This window comes from Bacillus arachidis (assembly GCF_030285945.1).
In the GTDB taxonomy this organism is placed as follows: domain Bacteria; phylum Bacillota; class Bacilli; order Bacillales; family Bacillaceae_G; genus Bacillus_A; species Bacillus_A arachidis.
Map to the genome: position 1 here is coordinate 3,183,160 of NZ_CP127376.1, position 17,254 is coordinate 3,200,413.

Genomic DNA, 17,254 nt, shown 5'->3' on the forward strand with positions numbered 1-17,254 from the left:
AAAAAAATTTATTATTTTATAGTTATTTATGAGAATTCCGCTCGTTTTTTTCGTTTTGGGATAGTTTATTCTTGTTAGGTTGATGGGCATGGGATAGATCCGGAACTTATACGCTTTATGGACGAGCACCACTTTCCACCTCACTTTCTATTTTAGTTTTTCTACATGCTTTTTTCACGATATGTATGAGAACGATATCGGAATATATTCAAAAATACTTCTCTCGTATTATTTCTTCTTTTTTGTCGAAATTCCTCTATCACCCTTCAAAAATGTATACATATGGAAAGACTTTTATGATGGAACAATTCCTTATATGTAAAAATGCTTCTTCCTGCATCATCTCCCTTCTATAGGAACGAACGGATCCCGATACCTCATACTGACTCTTCCACAAGAAGGAATGTTAGGCCTTTACCTAACCACCATTCATCTCCCACCTACTCATTGGACCATGTCCTACCCATTCCTTGAGGTGGGAGTTTTCTGTTGGGGAATGATAAATGAAAAAATATTTACCTTTCAATATTTCTTCTCTTGTACATTCCATACAAATTGTAAAGTATACTATCGGTACCGTAACAGAAAAAGTAGATGAACATAAATAAAAAGAGCCTTTTATAAGCTCTTTTTATTTACCATTCTGTTTTTCTAATACATATAAATCCTCTTCTATGTTCGACAATTTATCTGTAACTAATTTTCTCGCATCTCCAATCGCTTGATTATATACATACGGTCCAAGTAATTTTATCATCTCTTCTATTAAACGCTCTGCTTGGAAACGTCCAATTGTATCTAAGTCCTCTTCTTCAAAAAACTGCTGAATGTGCTCTACAAGCTCCTCTTTCTTTTCATTTGGTATTTTTACATTCATCATGAATTATCTTCTCCTCTATTTTTGAGATAAGGTTTTCCTTAACTCTACCATAGAAAAGCGTATTCCTGGACAAGTTTTTGTAACACCTTCTAATTCACGATGACCAAGTATGTGTGCTTCACATATAGAGAATTGTTCCATTAAGTCTCTACATAACGAATGTAAAGAATCTATTTGTGCTATTGTTGGATCATATTTATCAAAATTACCTGTCATACAAATCCCTATCGTTTCACTATTATATCCTTTTGCATGGGCTCCAACATATAATCCCCTACCTTCAAACACAGTCCCCTCTTCTTCAATAAAATAATTATATCCAATACCGCTCCACCCTCTTACCTTTTGATGGAATTCATGTGTTTTATACACATCCCATCCATCTTCAGCTGTATGATGAATAATGATTTTTGTTACACTTTGCAGTGGCTTAAGCTTATCTCGAAAAGAGAATTTCGGTCTTTGAATTTTCATCTATATCCCTTCCCTTTACAAATGAATCATAATAGCAGTTTTATCATCCGGACGAATTCGTTTCTCTTGTTCTAGCTCTTCAATTATTGAAACATATGCCGGTATACCATATTTTTTGATATATTGTACTGTTTGTTCCAGCGACCAATCAGCATGAAATAGTCCATCAGAACAAATAAATATATCTTTTACTTCTCCTCGTAACAGTATTCCTTGTTGAATCCATTCAATTGCTTCTGGCATTCCATTTGCTACTGCATATCCATTTGGCATATTAGCAAGATAACGATTATATTTTAATTGCTGTCTCACGTCATTAAATATATGTTCTTCCGGTACAGAACGTCCTTTGTTCCTATCTGCTTCACGCTTTCTTTTCGCTCGTGTACTAATCCCTTTTACTGTATCCTTTGTTAACACCTTTATGGTTCCATCATGAAATGTAGCAGCAATCATACAGTCACCAAGTTGAGCATATTGAATGATTTCATCTTTTATACGAACTACAGCAATACATGTACACCATAAATGATGTTTCTTCGTCGTATCAATCCTATAATCTATCATTTTTTCTTGTAACGCTTCGTTTGCATTTACAATTTCCTCTTGTAAACTAGTCACTTCTTTTAGCGATGTAAAATGACTTGCAAATAAATGTGAGGCAAGATATGCTCCGTTATGCCCCGTTTCATCTTGAAATGGTATAAGCGGTGTTGCTCCATCACACACACCATAAACTAGCATATCTTCATTACAAAAAAGTGTATCCTCACACTCCTGTTTCAAAGGACTTTTCTGTTGGTATCTTTTTATTTCCATCTCTTTACACTCCTCTATCCAACATTGAGAATTATTCAAACTTTTTTGATTAATCTAACTTCCCTAAATAAACTGTTTTCCCAAAAGACTTTCAATTTCATATATAATCTTGAAATAATATGATTTTTTTAGTGAAGGACGGGAAAAAGATGGTCAGATTTCTTGGAGTTATCATTGGTTCTATCATTATTGCAGTTGCCTTTAATCTTTTCCTCATCCCCCACAAAATATTAAGTAGTGGAATTGGTGGAATTGCTATTATCTTAGGAATTGTAACCCCTGTAAATACAGGAATTATTAACTTTGTATTAAACTTACCTATTCTTATTTTAGGATACATAGGCCTTGGAAAAAAAGTGATTTTTAATACCGTTGTCTCTGTTATAGTATTATCTGTAGCATTATACTGGATTCCAGTACAAATCGTCGCAAAAGACCCACTTCTTTCTTCCGTATTTGGAGGCGTAATTGCCGGTGCAGGAGTTGGTCTTGTCTTTAATTGTCATGGTTCCACCGGTGGATTCGATATTATCGGCATGCTATTATCTCGCAAAAGGGATATTAAACTCGGTGGTTTTCTCATTATTTTGAATACAGTTGTTATTGTAATTGCTGGATTTTTCTTTGACTGGGATGTAGCATTAACGAGTTTACTTTCAATCTATGTAACAGGTAAAGTAATCGATGCTGTCTATACAAAACATCGTAAAGTTACACTTATGATCGTAACAAACCAAGCTGAAGAAATGAAAAAGAGACTTCTTTCAACTGTGGTACGTGGAATTACACTTCTTGATGGTGAAGGAGCTTATTCAAGTGAAAAAAAACGTGTACTTATGACGGTTGTTTCGCGTGAAGAGCTTGCTGATATGAAACTAGCCATTTCTGAAATTGATCCGCAAGCATTCGTAAATATTACAGAGACGGTTGAAGTATTAGGTTTATTTAGAAAAGGTTAAAAAACTAGGTAGAATTCCACCTAGTTTTTTTATTTATTCTCCATAAATTCTACTCTATTTCCAAATGGATCTGAAACATAAAATCTAATTACATCTGGTCGAGCATGATCATCTATAACTTGAACCCCTTGCTCGATTAATTTTTGTTTAAATTCTTCAATTCTATGAACATAAAAAGCTGGATGTGCTTTTTTAGCAGGAGAAAAGGTTTGTTCAACTCCTATATGAATTTCTTGATTTCCACAACGAAACCAACAACCGCCACGTTTTCTTAATTCTTCAGGTTTTGGAATTTCTTCTAAACCTATTTTATGTCCATAAAATTCTCTTGCCTCTTCTTCACATCCTACAGGTGCTGCTACTTGTACATGATCGATTCCTTGAATATAACTTACCATATATCTCTCCCCCTTTATATTTTTATTTTATAGTATACTGCTTAAAAAATAACTTATTTATATTTTATAAAACGCGATAAGATTTACTAATCAGCTATATACATATTGTTTGTTTTATAATGAAGAGGGTATTTTAACAAGCACCGATTAAAAAGAGCGAAAAAACATTCAATTCTGTAACTTTATTTTTTATAGAAATATATAACATTTTTCATATATTATATTTATAATAGGTTATTGAATCTGTTTTAGATGCTAGTTGCATGGAGGAAAAGTTATGAGTCGGAAAAAGTTTTCATCTATTCAAAAAAATCGTCATTCGGCTGTGCCTCGCCGTTTACAAAGTCATATACAAAATTGTACTTTAACAGAAATGTATGCATCTCTTTTTGAGCATAATCCTGATAGTATTATTTCACTGAACTTACAAGGAATCATATTACATATTAATCCCTCTGCGGAAAAAATATTAGGATATACTTCAGAGGAATTAGAAAGAAAAACAATTACGTCTATTATAGAAGCACATATTTCTGATCAAGTACTACAACATATAAAGAATACTACAGCTGATAATCAAGAAGAATACATACTTTCTATCCGCCATAAAGATGGATATCAAATAGATGTAGTTACAAAATTAGTCCCTATTTTTATTCAAAATCACCTCTCGGGTGTATATGCAATTATGAAACCTCTCGAAAAATCTGAACGAATTGAAAAAATGTTAAAAGAGAGCGAAAAACGATTGCGCACATTAATGGATTCAATGCCAGCCTTTGTTATCTTTAAAGATCATGAAGGACGCTGGCTTGAAGCAAACGATTACGCACTTTCTTGCTTTGATTTTCACAACGTTCCTTATCATGGAAAAAAAGATAGTGAACTCGTTCAATATAACGAAGCGTACCGCGAAGCATTTTTACATTGCGAAGAAATTGATGAACTTGCATGGCAAAAAAAACAAATTATTCATGGTGAAGAATTGGTTTTTCATAAGGGTACATCCAATATGATTTTGGACCTTTCAAAAGTTCCACTCTTTCACCCTGACGGATCCCGAAAAGGACTCATTGTTATGGGCAGGGATGTTACTGAATTAAAAGAAACAGAGAAATTACTACGAAAATCTGAAAAATTAGCGGTAGTCGGACAGCTAACGGCAGGAATAGCTCATGAAATACGTAACCCATTAACAGCTTTAAAGGGATTCTTAACATTATTACGGCCTGATATTAGTGAAAAAAACAAGTGGTATATAGATGTTATGCTAAGTGAAATTTCACAAATTGAATCCATTACAAGTCAATTTATGGCGATGTCTAAACCACAAGTTTTATCTATCCATTCTTGTCAAATCCAAACAGTAATAGAAGAAGTTGTAACCTTTATTTTACCTACTGCGGTTATGCATAATGTCCATATTATTATGGATCATTCTTCTGCTCTGCCCGAAATCCAATGTGATGCTAATCAGTTAAAACAAGTCTTTATTAATATTTTAAAAAACGCCATTGAAGCTATGCCAGATGGTGGAAATATCTTTATTAAAACGAAATCATTAAAAGATAATTTCATTTTAATACGCATTTTAGATGAGGGCTGTGGTATTCCGCAGGATCGTATTTCTCGTTTAGGTGAGCCTTTCTATAGTCTAAAAGAAAAAGGCACCGGACTCGGTTTAATGATGTGTTATAAAATTATCGATGAGCATCACGGTAAACTTCAAATCTCAAGTAAATTGAATAAAGGAACAACTGTAGATATTCGATTACCCATCTCCCCGGTGCCGAATAATAACAAGTAGTGTTTCATTTATTTTCTCTTCTCCCTATCATGTTATTCTCTTATATTTATTGCTTACATAATAAAAGAAGAACACCTTATGTGCTCTTCTTTTATTATTATTCAGATTAATGTAGCAAGATGCTGCTTTGCATCGTATTCCTCTAAGCTTTCCCCTCGTTTAACACGATGAACAAAATCCGGATTAGAAATCAATGGTCTACCAAATGCTGCTACATCAATTGTACCTTCTTGTAGTGCTTCTTCTGCCTCTTTTGGATTTAAATTCCCAACTCCTACAATTATACCATCCCAATATTTACGAACTAATTGATGTAAGTTTTTTCCGTCAGCTATAACTTGCGTATAATGCATTGTAGAAGGATGAATCATCGTTAATCCTACTTCACAGAACATCTCTATGAAAGTTTGAATTGCTGCTTCAGGATCTTTCCACATATAACCAGGGTTATCACCTTTAAATGCCGAAAAACGAATAAGCGTTTTATCTGCACCAATCGCACTTATAACAGCTTGTAATACTTCTTTCATAAACGTTAACCTTTGTTTTAAGTCTCCGCCGTATTGATCATTTCGATGATTCGCAAACTCATAAGCAAATTGATCAATTAAATATCCATGTGCCCCATGAATTTCTACCCCATCGAAGCCTGCTTCTATCGCATTCCTAGCAGCTTGTGCATACTGTTCGATAGTCTCTTGAATTTCCTCTATCGTCATCGCTTCTGGCGTATCAAAAGGCTTCCGAAAACGCGGGACATTTCCTTGTGCCGCAATAGCTGAAGGTGCTTGTGGTAAGAATCCACCTGTTAGTTCATGATGGCTCATACGTCCTACATGCCATATTTGCGCAATAATTGTTCCACCTTCTTTATGTACTGCATCTGTTACTGACTTCCAAGATTCAATTTGCTCCCCGGTATAAATACCTGGGACACCTGGATTCCCCTTCGCTCTTGGACTAATTACTATTCCTTCTGTAATAATGAGACCAACACCATCTGCCGCACGCTTTCGGTAATACTCGACTACATCAGCTCCGACTACTCCTGTTTCATCATTTGCGAAACAACGCGTCATCGGAGCCATTGCCACACGATTACGAAGAGACCAAGCTCCAATTTGAATCGGATCAAATAACTTCGTTTCTTCCACGTTTTGAAATGATCCCCAATTGTTTATATTTGTGCCTTCATAGATACTGGCTACTTTATTATTTGAATTTGTCATCTTTCTTCCCCCTTAATTAAAAATTCCACTTACATTTCATTGAAACGATGGAAATTATCTATAACCGCATCATAATTTCTCACAAACTAGTACGTCAATTTATACGCTCTTATCACACAATATTCGTATATTGGGCCATACAAAAAAGCCTCTTCAAATAAGAAGAGACCTCTTTTTTCTTATATACTAACCTGCTTACTAACTGTTTCTCTTGCTAACAGAAAACTCATAATAACCTGAGCAGCCACACGACTTGTCATATCACGAAAATCGAGCGTTGGATCGATTTCTACAATATCCATACCTTGGACAAGTGGTTCTTGTCCAAGTGCCGTAATCGCATCCAGTAACGTCGTACTATCCATCCCACCTGGGCCGATTGCCGGACATCCTGGTGCAAATGCCTGATCTAGTACATCCATATCCACAGAGACATATATAGCTGTAACCCCTAGTCTACGTAAGGTTTCAATGCTTTCTGTAATGATATCCTTGATTGCTCTCTCACGGACATGTTTCATTGTATACACCGTCACACCATGCTCTTTTGCATACTCATGGTACGTACGAGCATTTGAGAAGTTACGAATACCAATTTGAACAAGCTGCTTCCCTGTAATCACATCATTTTCCAACAAGCTACGGAATGGTGTCCCATTAGACGGACCACCATCTTCTAAATTACGCAAATCATGATGCGCATCAAATTGAATAATACCAACTTTCCCTTTACTACTTGCAAAACCACTTATACTAGGAAAGCTAATAGAATGATCCCCACCAAGAACGATTGGTACCATTTGCGGATTCACTTTTGTCAAATGACTAAGCGTCTTGGTAATGCGAGCATGGCTTTCTTTTATGTCTGTTACATGCATTGTAATATCACCACAATCATACAAGACACTTTCTTTCATATCATGCTCTTCTGTAATTGCATACGTACTATATGCATCTAGCATTGCACGAATGGTTTTCGGTGCAAAACATGCGCCTGAATGACTAATAGAAGGTTTAGAGAGCGGCGCACCAATTAAAGCCGCTCCAAAGATTTCTTCCCCATCCCAAACTCTAATCATATCGCTCCATTTCGTTACTTCGCGATCTATAAACTTTGCATTCTTCTTTAAATAGTGGCCTTGCTCCACGCTTTGTCACCTCTTGTATATGCAAGATTACCATTCTTCCATACTGTATTTACATGACTCACACCATAATGATACGGTACATACGCATAATTATATGCATCCCATAAAACTAGGTCTGCCTTACGTCCGACGCGAATTTTCCCAGCAACATCTCCGCGATTAATCGCATATGCTGAGTTAACTGTTACAGCATTCCAAACTTCTTCTGGTGTCATTTTCAGTTTTAACATTGCAATGCTCATAATAAGCTGGATGTTTTCAGTTGGGCAGCTACCCGGGTTGAAATCTGTCGCTAAAGCAACCGCTACACCTTCGTCAATCATTTTACGTCCTCGCGCAAAACTTTCTTTATTTAAGTAGAAAGTCGTTCCCGGAAGTAATGTTGCAACTGTATTTGACTTTGCAAGCATTTCAATTCCTTTATCTGATGCTCCAACTAAGTGGTCTGCTGATGCCGCACCAATTTCAGCTGCCGCTTCCGCACCGCCAAGTGGATCAATTTCATCTGCATGAATCTTCACATCAAAACCAAGTTCTTTCGCCTTTAATAAGAACTCTTTTGATTCTTCCACAGAGAATACCCCTGTTTCACAGAAAATATCAACGAACTCTGCTAATTGTTTTTCTTTCATCTCCGGTAATAAATCTAACATCCATTGTAAAAACTCTTTTGATTTTCCTTTATACTCCTTTGGAACAGCATGTGCCCCTAAGAATGTTGACACTAAATCAATTGGATGCTCTTTTTGCAACTGTGCCGCAGCTTCTAATTGCTTCCACTCTGTTTCAGCATCTAATCCATACCCGCTCTTTGCCTCCACTGTTGTAACTCCGAACGATAACATACGATCCAAATGAAATTTCGCTTTCTGCACAAGCTCTTCTTTCGACGCTTGCTTCGTTGCATTCACAGTCGAGAGAATACCACCGCCCTTTTCTAAAATTTCTAAGTACGGTACTCCCTGTAACTTAAGAGCAATTTCATTTTCACGAGATCCGCCGAATACAAGGTGTGTATGAGGATCAACTAGCCCCGGAGAAACCATCTTCCCTTCGCAGTCGATGATTTCTTTTGCTTGTAAACCTTTTGCTTCTTCCGCTGTGCCAACGAAAGTAACAATACCATTTTCAATACCTACCGCACCATTTTCGATAACAGGAAGCGTGTTCATCGCTTTCCGTCTTAACAAGCCATCTTCTTGATCCATTGTTAACAATTGACCGATATTCGTTAGTAAAATGTCTAGCATGTTTTCTTCCTCCTTATTTCATCATTGGAATGTTAACGCCTTTTTCTTTCGCTGTTTCAACAGCTAAATCATATCCCGCGTCAACGTGACGAACAACACCCATACCAGGGTCAGAAGTTAATACGCGTTCAATACGTTTTCCTGCAGCTTCTGTTCCATCTGCAACAATAACCATTCCAGCGTGAAGAGAATACCCCATACCAACGCCACCACCGTGGTGAACAGATACCCAGCTTGCACCGTTAACACTGTTGATTAAAGCATTTAAAATTGGCCAGTCTGCCACTGCATCACTTCCATCTTTCATCGCCTCTGTTTCACGGTTTGGAGATGCAACTGATCCACAGTCTAGATGGTCACGACCGATAACGATTGGTGCTGATAATTCACCATTTGCAACCATTTCATTGATGATACGTCCAAATTTTGCACGTTCCCCGTAACCAAGCCAACAAATACGTGATGGAAGACCTTGGAACTCGACTTGCTGACGTGCCATACGAATCCAGTTACATAAATGCTCGTTATCTGCAAACTCACGTAAAATTACTTCGTCTGTTTTATAAATATCTTCTGGATCACCAGAAAGTGCTACCCAACGGAATGGCCCTTTTCCTTCACAGAATAATGGACGGATAAACGCTGGAACGAATCCTGGGAAATCAAATGCATTTTTTAATCCTTCGTCGAAAGCAACTTGGCGAATATTATTACCATAATCAAATGTAATTGCACCTTTTTGCTGCATCGCAAGCATTGCTTCTACATGTTTTTTCATACTTTCTTTTGATAATTGTACGTAGCGTTTTGGATCTTCTTCACGAAGTTTTGCCGCTTCTTCTAATGAATAGCCTACTGGAACATATCCATTTAATGGATCATGTGCAGATGTTTGATCTGTTACCAAGTCTGGTGTAATATCACGTTTTACAAGCTCTGGTAAAATTTCTGCAGCATTTCCTAATAATCCAATTGAAATTGGCTCTTTCTTTTCTTTATATTCTTTTGCAACAGCTAGTGCTTCTTCTAAAGATTCTGTGTACATATCACAATATCTTTTTTCAATACGACGATCGATGCTGCGCTTATCTACATCAATAGCAATGACTACCCCACCGTTCATCGTAACAGCAAGAGGTTGTGCACCACCCATACCACCTAAGCCAGCTGTAAGTGTTAATGTTCCTTTTAATGAGCCACCAAAGTGTTGACGTGCGGCTTCTCCGAACGTTTCATATGTTCCTTGTAAAATCCCTTGTGTTCCAATATAAATCCAGCTACCAGCTGTCATTTGACCATACATCATCAAACCTTTTTGTTCTAGTTCGCGGAAATGATCCCAATTTGCCCACTTCGGTACTAAGTTAGAGTTCGCTAAAAGAACACGTGGTGCATCTTCATGCGATTTAAAAATTGCAACTGGTTTTCCTGATTGAACAAGTAAAGTTTCATCACTCTCTAATGTTTTTAACGAATCAACAATCGCGTGATAGCTATCCCAGTTACGAGCTGCACGACCAATGCCGCCATAAACAACTAATTCTTCTGGTTTTTCAGCTACTTCTGGATCTAAGTTATTCATTAACATACGAAGTGCTGCTTCTTGAATCCAGCCTTTTGTTTGTAATTCTGTTCCTCTTGGCGCACGAATTGTTTGTTTTACGTTTTCCATTTTAATCTCTCCCTTTTCCCTTTTTATAGTGTTGCATTTACATCCAATCGTTCTAATGTAAAGCGACTTGTTTTTAACCAATGTGCAAGATTTTCAATATCTGTTGAGAAAACACGATCATTTGTAATTGACGGTACTTGCTGACGTCCTTGGTGATAAAACGCTTTCGTTACTGTACTCATCTCTTGGGTACCACGGTATTCCGCAGCTTGCATTGCGCAGATCATTTCAATTGCAAGGACACGTCTTACGTTTTGAATAATTTGATGTGCATGACGTGAAGCAATTGTTCCCATACTTACATGATCTTCTTGGTTAGCTGATGATGGAATTGAGTCCACACTCGCTGGATGAGCTAGCGTTTTATTTTCTGAAACAAGTGAAGCTGCTGCGTATTGCATAATCATTGCACCAGACTGAAGCCCTGGCTCTGGACTTAAAAATGGTGGTAAATCATTTAATTGTGGGTTCACAAGACGCTCAATACGGCGCTCAGAAATATTCGCCAGTTCCGCCATTCCAACCTTCAAAAAGTCCATTGCAAATGCAATTGGCTGACCGTGGAAGTTCCCGCCAGAAATCACTTTTTCTCCACCATCAAAAATAAGCGGGTTATCTGTTGCTGCGTTCATTTCAATTTCTAATTTTTCTTTTACATAATTTAAAACTTGCCAAGAAGCACCATGCACCTGTGGAATGCAGCGAAGTGAGTATGCATCTTGTACACGCAGTTCTCCTTGCTTTGTTACAAGCTTGCTATCTTGAAGTACATCGCGAATGCGCTTTGCAACTTCCACTTGCTCTTTATATCCACGAGCTTTATGAACATTTTCATCAAATGCATCAATAATGCCGCGTAACCCTTCGATTGTCATAGAAGCAATTAATTCTGATTGATAAGCAATCGCCTCGGCTTCTATATAAGAAAGAATTCCTTGCGCTGTCATTGCTTGCGTACCATTGATTAATGCAAGCCCTTCTTTCGCTTCTAATTCAATTGGCTCTAAACCTTCTTCTGTAAGAGCTACCATTGCATGAACGCGTTTCCCCTTATAGAACACTTCTCCTTCCCCTAATAGAACAAGAGCAAGATGAGATAGTGGCGCTAAATCACCGCTCGCTCCAAGTGATCCTTGCTGCGGGATAACCGGATGAATTTTACGGTTTACAAACTCTAGCAACATATTCACAACAAGAGGGCGAACACCGGATACTCCTTTTAACATCGTATTAGCCCGTAAAATTAACATACCGCGTGACACTTCTTCAGGGAATGGATCCCCAACTCCACATGCATGTGATTGAATTAAATTATGTTGAAGGGCTTTTACATCATCTTTTTGAATAAATACATCACTAAATTTTCCAAACCCAGTTGTAATGCCATAAACAACCTTTCCATCTTCTACAATTTTCTCAACAGCTTCACGGCACTCCGCTACTTTTTGCATGCTGTTTGGGCAAGCTGCTACACCTTCCCCTTCAAGCAGCAAACTTTTCATTTCTTCTACTGTCAATGAATGTCCTGTTAACGTAATCATCCGTTTTCCTCCTTAAAAAGAGCAAAAGGGGACCTTACCTTTTCAAGACAGACTTCTGTCCTAAAAAGCAAGGCCCCCTTCTAACTAATAGACTATGGGCAAATCATATGTGATTAATTCCTAAACCAATCGCCTCATGCTCAGATCCTTTTACAGGCGCACCTATCGTTCCATAAAGTGCAACAGCAAGCCATTCGCCTTCTTTTTTTCCGTCGTATGGTGTACCGCGCACGATTGCAAACCGAAGACCTACTGTACGAAGAACGTCTGCTAACTGAATTTGACCTCTCGTTACCCCGTACAACGCTTCCATGATTGCATGATAAAGTGCATGCGTTTCTCTGTAAACGTCTGTTTCAATAACTTGGTTGCTCTTAGCCGCTGTTTCCATTGCTGCAACAACCTTTTGCGAATTCATAGAACCGACTTTCCCAGTACAATATTTCCAACCTTTCGGAATCGATAGTACAGGGCTTTCATTCTCATCCGCAAGTGCCAACAACATAGCCATACGACCAATTCGATGTGTTCCTTGAAGAAGCATGTGACTCTCTCATTTCTCGTGAATTATTTGAATATTACTTAATTTAAGAATATATGAAAACGGTTAAATCGTCAATAGTTTAAATAATTATTTAAATGAATTTTTTCAATACTCTGTTCAATTGTGTACACAATTTATTTACAGAAAATTTCTAACCATGCTATAGTTTCACTAACAGCTGCAAGGGGGACCCGAATTGGTTAAGAGAAAAGATATTCACTTTCGAATTGACGAAAGATTACTAGAAAGATTTGAAGCAGCACTTCATTATGAAGGTCTAAATAAAACAGATGTTTTAACACATGCTATTCAGCAATTTTGTGTAAAGGTGGAATCTGAAAAATTGAATGATATAAAAAGGCAATACGCTGTAAGTAACCATCTGCAAACACGGATCGATACTCATAAAAAATATGAGGAAAAACGAGTAGACTTAGATGAAATTGTAATAGGTCATCTACAATTACAAGGAACGGAAAAGATATTAGAAGTTGGATGCGCTAATGGAAAGTTCCTTGCACTGCTACAAAAAAACGGTCATAAGGGGCATCTCACTGGTTTGGATCAATCTATAACTATGCTGCGAGAAGCTGCTATAAATGGAGTGCAGCAACATGTAAATATTGAATGGGAACTTGGAGATGCTACCAAACTCCCTTTCCCAGCTGATTCTTATGATTGGATCATCGCAAGACATATGCTGTATCACATGACAGATGTTGAAAAAACAATTCAAGGATTTCATAAAGTAATTTTTCCTGAAGGCAGGTTCCTAGCCACAACAAATTCCAAAATCTCATTACCCCGTATAGATGAGATGTGTAACAAAATGTTAGTCGCATTCGATTTACCCGAAAAAGCACCATCAGCTTCTCCATTTTGTTTAGAAAACGGAAAACAATTATTACAATCTGTTTTTCAAACTGTGGAGGAAACAGTTATTCATAATGCACTTCTATTTCATCATGCTACACCTATCGTTAACTATATCTCTAGTATGTTTCCATCTTTAAACATACCTGATGACATTCATCTTCATTCAGAAATGAAAGAATGGCTGACCATGGAAATAGAAAATGAATTATCTCTTCATGGCGGAGTATGGCATGATCCAAAAACACTAGCTATTTATAGATGTACAAAATGAATTTGAATCTACTTTATAACAAGCTCTTTAAATTTATCTTAGGTTGCTGTTGATATGGTGATACCCCAAGAGGAGAATTATATATTACAAATATAACAATAAACAGAAATACAAGAGGTGAAACTGTTGGCTATAAAACAAAAGGAAATTAAGGTGGTAATTGGTGCAGGGGAATATAATAATAATCCAGGCTGGCTACATACAAATGAAGAAGAATTGAATTTATTAAAAAGGGAAGATTGGACAAAAAAGTTTGATCCTAATTCTTTAGCGGTAATTTTAGCGGAGCATGTATGGGAACATTTATCATATGAAGAAGGCATAGAAGCGGCGAAAGTATGTTATGAATTTTTAAAGCATGGTGGTTATATTCGATGCGCCGTTCCTGATGCATTTTTCCCAGATGAAGAATACCAAGAGGGTGTACAAGTTGGAGGACCTGGACCTAAAGACCACCCCGCAGCTAGTCATAAAATAGTTCATAATTATGAAACTTTAAGGAAAATATTTGAAACTGTTGGATTCGAAGTGGAATTACTTGAATATTGTGATGAAGAGGGGCATTTTCATTACAATGAGTGGGATGGAGCCGATGGGGTTATTTTTCGTTCAAAAAAATATGATCCACGAAATCAAGGGGATACACTTGTTTTTCCGTCGTTAATTATAGATGCAATAAAGTCTTAGTTATTAAGCTAAACAGGTGCTTTTCTTGAAGAAAAGCTTTAAAGTCGATTTCCAATAGGAGATCAGCTTTTTTAGTATCATAACTCAACAATCTTGATACCTCTTCATCATTATAAAGGTGTATGCGGTTTCGTAACATACATTTATAAATCGCGTGACAGTTATATACAAGCACCCAAAATACTAAAATTGAAAGTTATATAAAACTCTCATTCTTAGGGCATTAGAAAAAATTAGCTTGATGGTCATTCTGTGAACCAGAAGAACGAAAACCTTATCCTGTCTGGCGTTATCCAAATGAAAAATGGTTTGATGCACACTATCAATATATCGATAAAAAACACGGGGCGCTATGTCAAAAAATCACTGAGAATTTACTTTCACTAATGAAACAAGCCTATTCTTCCTCCATATAAAAAGCTAGCAATTTGCTAGCTTTTTATCCCCTTTACATGCACTTTCACTCTTCAACTGTTTGTTCCAAAAGCTTTTCCATTAGTATATTGCCTTTACCTCGATATACATTCCCTTTATGCTCATTCATTATCCCAAAATATTCAGCTATTGCAACTCCAAATTCGACAAAAACATGCCCTTGTGCTGTTATAATATTTTTATAACTAACAACATTTTTATAAATAAAATTCCCTATAGGAAAACAATCTATTTTACTATAATCCAACATAACTGTATAAGGAATATCTTTTAATACACCAGCTGTTGCCAATACAAATGGTCCAGCACAAATAGCTGCAACTAATTTTTCTTTTTTATAGAATTGACGCACGATAGAAAACAGCTCTTTAGCATCTTTAATATGTTTGACATCCCCACCAGGAATAATCATCCACATGAACTTCAGTTAATTCCAAATGCGATTGCACTTGCAATCCTGTTTCACTTGTGATGATATTTTTTGTTACTCCTACTGTTTCAATTTTATAGTCGTCTTTCAATAACGCTGTAGCCACGGTAACCTCGAATTCTGCAAATGTCGGATATACAAATAAAAGTATTTTCTTCATGTTCTCTTCTCCCTCACCCATTTCATAAAATACACCTCTGTTTCCTCTACTGTCACTTCATCAGTATTCACATATGTAACCGAAAATTGTTTATACCACTCCCTTTCCACTTCTACCAATTCTAACTGCTCTTCAAATGAACTTCGTCTTCTCGACGTATCATTCTCTTTTCTCTCCTGCAATATCTTTTTAGAAACATCCAAATAACAAATCGCATCTGAACGACATTTCCTTAATTTATGTAATTCATCTTTTAATTCGTTTTCAATATCCCAATCCATCCCTATCAATTTTGGAAAATGTATTGTATAAAATTCAACATCTTCTGGGCCCCGATCAAATATCACAATATCTCCTGTGACACTTTGAACCTGTTTAATCTTCGCTTCAATAAACATTTTTTGATTTGTAATAAATCCCTCTTTTGTGTAAATATCCAAATTTAATCTTTTTCTTTTTTCTACAATTTCATAAGGATTTTCATATATTACTTGAAAACCTCTTTGCTCTAATCTTCTTGCTAACGTTGTTTTTCCGCCTGCCATTGGTCCTTGAAGTGAAATTATATACGTCATTTTCCCCATCCTTTTTCACTAAAATAAACCTCTTTTTTACAATAAACGGAATTTTATAAACTATCAACAAAATACTTCCAACCTTGTTTCCTATTTCTATCTAGCTTATAATAAAAAATAGAGACGATTATGAACGCCTTTTATGTAAGCTTGGAAAGCCAAGCTTACATTATTTTTTGCTTTCCCTTTCATTAAAAACAGGGTATACTATAATAGAACATATGTTCTTAATGATTACATACAGTAAGGAGATAGAACAAATGGTATACGATACAAAAGTAATTTCTTGGAACGAATCTTTAAAACAACTACAACGTCGCTACACAAATCAAGCAGTAGATCGAAAACAATTTGAAGATGTTGAACTCATGGAGTTTTTCCGCGATAACGACTACATTTCTCTTCCTACACATATTAGCGGCCTATCAACAAAACGTTTTACTTCTTACTCTATTTTCACCACTGAAGATAAAGATCGTAAAGTTGGAACACTCATTATTGAATATTTAGAAGATGATAATGATATATTACGTGTCGAACAACTATACTTTGTTTAATTCAGAACGCTTGGTCAAAACGGCCAAGCGTTCTTGCTTTCTATCAATCTCACTGCTTATAATACTAGTAAAAGGAAAACTGCTATCGCAAAGGGGGTATATACTTGCTTGAAGGATGGTTTAGTTGGTTTATTGTGATTTGGACCGTTATTTTACTAGGACTTATGTCTATTGGTGGATATTTCATGTTCCGAAAATTCTTAAAACGATTACCGAAAGAAGATGGCATGTCTATTTTAGATTGGGAAGAGCGTTATATTGATCAAACAAGGCACTTATGGGATGATGAGCAAAAACAATTGTTAGAAGAACTTGTAAGTCCTGTTCCTGAGCTATTTCGTGATGTTGCCAGGTCAAAAATTGCTGGTAAAATTGGAGAACTTGCATTACAAGAAAAAGCTTCAAAAATAACTGAAGATTTAATCATTAAAGGATATATTGTAGCAACTCCAAAACGAGATCATAAATTTCTCATTAAAAAATTACAAGAAAAGCAAATTGATTACTCTCGTTATCAATCACTGTTAGCCAAATAAAAAAAC

At 36.4% G+C, this 17,254-nt stretch carries 17 protein-coding genes and 1 pseudogene; 6 read left to right on the forward strand and 12 right to left on the reverse strand.

The genetic code is table 11. The features are described from left to right. Positions 1–631: 631 nt before the first annotated feature. From QRY57_RS17960 to QRY57_RS17970, 3 genes are read right to left on the reverse strand one after another with little or no spacing between them, the layout of a single operon-like run. Positions 632–880 carry a DUF2164 domain-containing protein gene (locus QRY57_RS17960; RefSeq protein WP_286015778.1) on the reverse strand — a complete coding sequence of 83 codons (249 nt, stop codon included), beginning with the start codon at positions 878–880 and terminating at the stop codon, positions 632–634. A 15-nt stretch (positions 881–895) separates the two neighbouring features. Beyond that, positions 896–1,354 (reverse strand): peptidoglycan recognition protein family protein, encoded by a 459-nt coding sequence (locus QRY57_RS17965; protein ID WP_286015779.1) that lies wholly within the window; start codon positions 1,352–1,354, stop codon positions 896–898. A 15-nt stretch (positions 1,355–1,369) separates the two neighbouring features. After that, the gene (locus QRY57_RS17970) at positions 1,370–2,173 is read right to left on the reverse strand and encodes a protein phosphatase 2C domain-containing protein (RefSeq protein WP_286015780.1); all 804 of its coding nucleotides are present in this window, start codon (positions 2,171–2,173) and stop codon (positions 1,370–1,372) included. 119 nt (positions 2,174–2,292) lie between these two features. Between QRY57_RS17970 and QRY57_RS17975 the strand changes: the two genes are divergently transcribed. Continuing rightward, the gene (locus QRY57_RS17975; RefSeq protein WP_286015781.1) at positions 2,293–3,132 is read left to right on the forward strand and encodes a YitT family protein; all 840 of its coding nucleotides are present in this window, start codon (positions 2,293–2,295) and stop codon (positions 3,130–3,132) included. A 29-nt stretch (positions 3,133–3,161) separates the two neighbouring features. Here the strand turns inward: QRY57_RS17975 and QRY57_RS17980 are convergent, their stop codons facing one another. Continuing rightward, the gene (locus QRY57_RS17980) at positions 3,162–3,530 is read right to left on the reverse strand and encodes a VOC family protein (RefSeq protein WP_026592689.1); all 369 of its coding nucleotides are present in this window, start codon (positions 3,528–3,530) and stop codon (positions 3,162–3,164) included. A 277-nt stretch (positions 3,531–3,807) separates the two neighbouring features. Between QRY57_RS17980 and QRY57_RS17985 the strand changes: the two genes are divergently transcribed. Then, the gene (locus QRY57_RS17985; protein WP_286015782.1) at positions 3,808–5,337 is read left to right on the forward strand and encodes a BA3702 family sensor histidine kinase; all 1,530 of its coding nucleotides are present in this window, start codon (positions 3,808–3,810) and stop codon (positions 5,335–5,337) included. 101 nt (positions 5,338–5,438) lie between these two features. Here QRY57_RS17985 and QRY57_RS17990 read toward each other — a convergent pair whose 3' ends face one another. The 6 genes from QRY57_RS17990 to hutP all read right to left on the reverse strand — a co-directional run bounded on the left by QRY57_RS17990 (position 5,439) and on the right by hutP (position 12,721). After that, complete coding sequence (locus tag QRY57_RS17990; RefSeq protein WP_286015783.1) at positions 5,439–6,566, reverse strand: alkene reductase; 1,128 nt, start codon at positions 6,564–6,566, stop codon at positions 5,439–5,441. A 179-nt stretch (positions 6,567–6,745) separates the two neighbouring features. After that, a complete protein-coding gene (hutG, locus tag QRY57_RS17995; protein WP_286015784.1) occupies positions 6,746–7,714 on the reverse strand; it encodes a formimidoylglutamase in 969 nt (322 codons plus the stop codon). Beyond that, positions 7,693–8,964: an imidazolonepropionase gene (hutI, locus tag QRY57_RS18000; protein ID WP_286015785.1), complete on the reverse strand. Its 1,272-nt coding sequence runs from the start codon at positions 8,962–8,964 to the stop codon at positions 7,693–7,695. The genes hutG and hutI overlap by 22 nt, the downstream gene beginning before the upstream one ends. A 13-nt stretch (positions 8,965–8,977) precedes the next feature. Next, positions 8,978–10,636: a urocanate hydratase gene (hutU, locus tag QRY57_RS18005; RefSeq protein ID WP_286015786.1), complete on the reverse strand. Its 1,659-nt coding sequence runs from the start codon at positions 10,634–10,636 to the stop codon at positions 8,978–8,980. 23 nt (positions 10,637–10,659) lie between these two features. Continuing rightward, complete coding sequence (gene hutH / locus QRY57_RS18010) at positions 10,660–12,177, reverse strand: histidine ammonia-lyase (RefSeq protein WP_286015787.1); 1,518 nt, start codon at positions 12,175–12,177, stop codon at positions 10,660–10,662. Between the two features lie 103 nt (positions 12,178–12,280). After that, positions 12,281–12,721 carry a histidine utilization transcription antiterminator HutP gene (gene hutP, locus QRY57_RS18015; protein ID WP_003199156.1) on the reverse strand — a complete coding sequence of 147 codons (441 nt, stop codon included), beginning with the start codon at positions 12,719–12,721 and terminating at the stop codon, positions 12,281–12,283. A gap of 196 nt (positions 12,722–12,917) precedes the next feature. Here hutP and QRY57_RS18020 point away from each other — a divergent pair, with 196 nt between their 5' ends. After that, complete coding sequence (locus QRY57_RS18020) at positions 12,918–13,868, forward strand: class I SAM-dependent methyltransferase (RefSeq protein WP_286015788.1); 951 nt, start codon at positions 12,918–12,920, stop codon at positions 13,866–13,868. Positions 13,869–13,994: 126 nt separating this feature from the next. Further along, the gene (locus QRY57_RS18025; RefSeq protein WP_286015789.1) at positions 13,995–14,555 is read left to right on the forward strand and encodes a class I SAM-dependent methyltransferase; all 561 of its coding nucleotides are present in this window, start codon (positions 13,995–13,997) and stop codon (positions 14,553–14,555) included. A gap of 460 nt (positions 14,556–15,015) precedes the next feature. Here QRY57_RS18025 and QRY57_RS18030 read toward each other — a convergent pair. Then, positions 15,016–15,580, reverse strand: a pseudogene (locus tag QRY57_RS18030) (DJ-1/PfpI family protein). Then, complete coding sequence (locus QRY57_RS18035; protein WP_286015790.1) at positions 15,577–16,155, reverse strand: AAA family ATPase; 579 nt, start codon at positions 16,153–16,155, stop codon at positions 15,577–15,579. The pseudogene QRY57_RS18030 and the gene QRY57_RS18035 overlap by 4 nt, the downstream one beginning before the upstream one ends. A gap of 260 nt (positions 16,156–16,415) precedes the next feature. Here QRY57_RS18035 and QRY57_RS18040 point away from each other — a divergent pair, with 260 nt between their 5' ends. Beyond that, positions 16,416–16,712, forward strand: coding sequence for a hypothetical protein (locus QRY57_RS18040; RefSeq protein ID WP_208018598.1), 297 nt, complete (start codon positions 16,416–16,418; stop codon positions 16,710–16,712). 104 nt (positions 16,713–16,816) lie between these two features. Further along, the gene (locus tag QRY57_RS18045) at positions 16,817–17,248 is read left to right on the forward strand and encodes a DUF2621 domain-containing protein (RefSeq protein ID WP_026592677.1); all 432 of its coding nucleotides are present in this window, start codon (positions 16,817–16,819) and stop codon (positions 17,246–17,248) included. Positions 17,249–17,254: the final 6 nt, after the last annotated feature.

Excerpts from the sequence above, each read along its gene's own strand:
- QRY57_RS17960 (WP_286015778.1), bottom strand. The coding sequence starts at position 880 with ATGATGAATGTAAAAATACCAAATGAAAAGAAAGAGGAGCTTGTAGAG.
- QRY57_RS17965 (WP_286015779.1), bottom strand. The coding sequence starts at position 1,354 with ATGAAAATTCAAAGACCGAAATTCTCTTTTCGAGATAAGCTTAAGCCA.
- QRY57_RS17970 (WP_286015780.1), bottom strand. The coding sequence starts at position 2,173 with ATGGAAATAAAAAGATACCAACAGAAAAGTCCTTTGAAACAGGAGTGT.
- QRY57_RS17975 (WP_286015781.1), top strand. The coding sequence starts at position 2,293 with ATGATTTTTTTAGTGAAGGACGGGAAAAAGATGGTCAGATTTCTTGGA.
- QRY57_RS17980 (WP_026592689.1), bottom strand. The coding sequence starts at position 3,530 with ATGGTAAGTTATATTCAAGGAATCGATCATGTACAAGTAGCAGCACCT.
- QRY57_RS17985 (WP_286015782.1), top strand. The coding sequence starts at position 3,808 with ATGAGTCGGAAAAAGTTTTCATCTATTCAAAAAAATCGTCATTCGGCT.
- QRY57_RS17990 (WP_286015783.1), bottom strand. The coding sequence starts at position 6,566 with ATGACAAATTCAAATAATAAAGTAGCCAGTATCTATGAAGGCACAAAT.
- hutI (WP_286015785.1), bottom strand. The coding sequence starts at position 8,964 with ATGCTAGACATTTTACTAACGAATATCGGTCAATTGTTAACAATGGAT.
- hutU (WP_286015786.1), bottom strand. The coding sequence starts at position 10,636 with ATGGAAAACGTAAAACAAACAATTCGTGCGCCAAGAGGAACAGAATTA.
- hutH (WP_286015787.1), bottom strand. The coding sequence starts at position 12,177 with ATGATTACGTTAACAGGACATTCATTGACAGTAGAAGAAATGAAAAGT.
- hutP (WP_003199156.1), bottom strand. The coding sequence starts at position 12,721 with ATGCTTCTTCAAGGAACACATCGAATTGGTCGTATGGCTATGTTGTTG.
- QRY57_RS18035 (WP_286015790.1), bottom strand. The coding sequence starts at position 16,155 with ATGACGTATATAATTTCACTTCAAGGACCAATGGCAGGCGGAAAAACA.
- QRY57_RS18040 (WP_208018598.1), top strand. The coding sequence starts at position 16,416 with ATGGTATACGATACAAAAGTAATTTCTTGGAACGAATCTTTAAAACAA.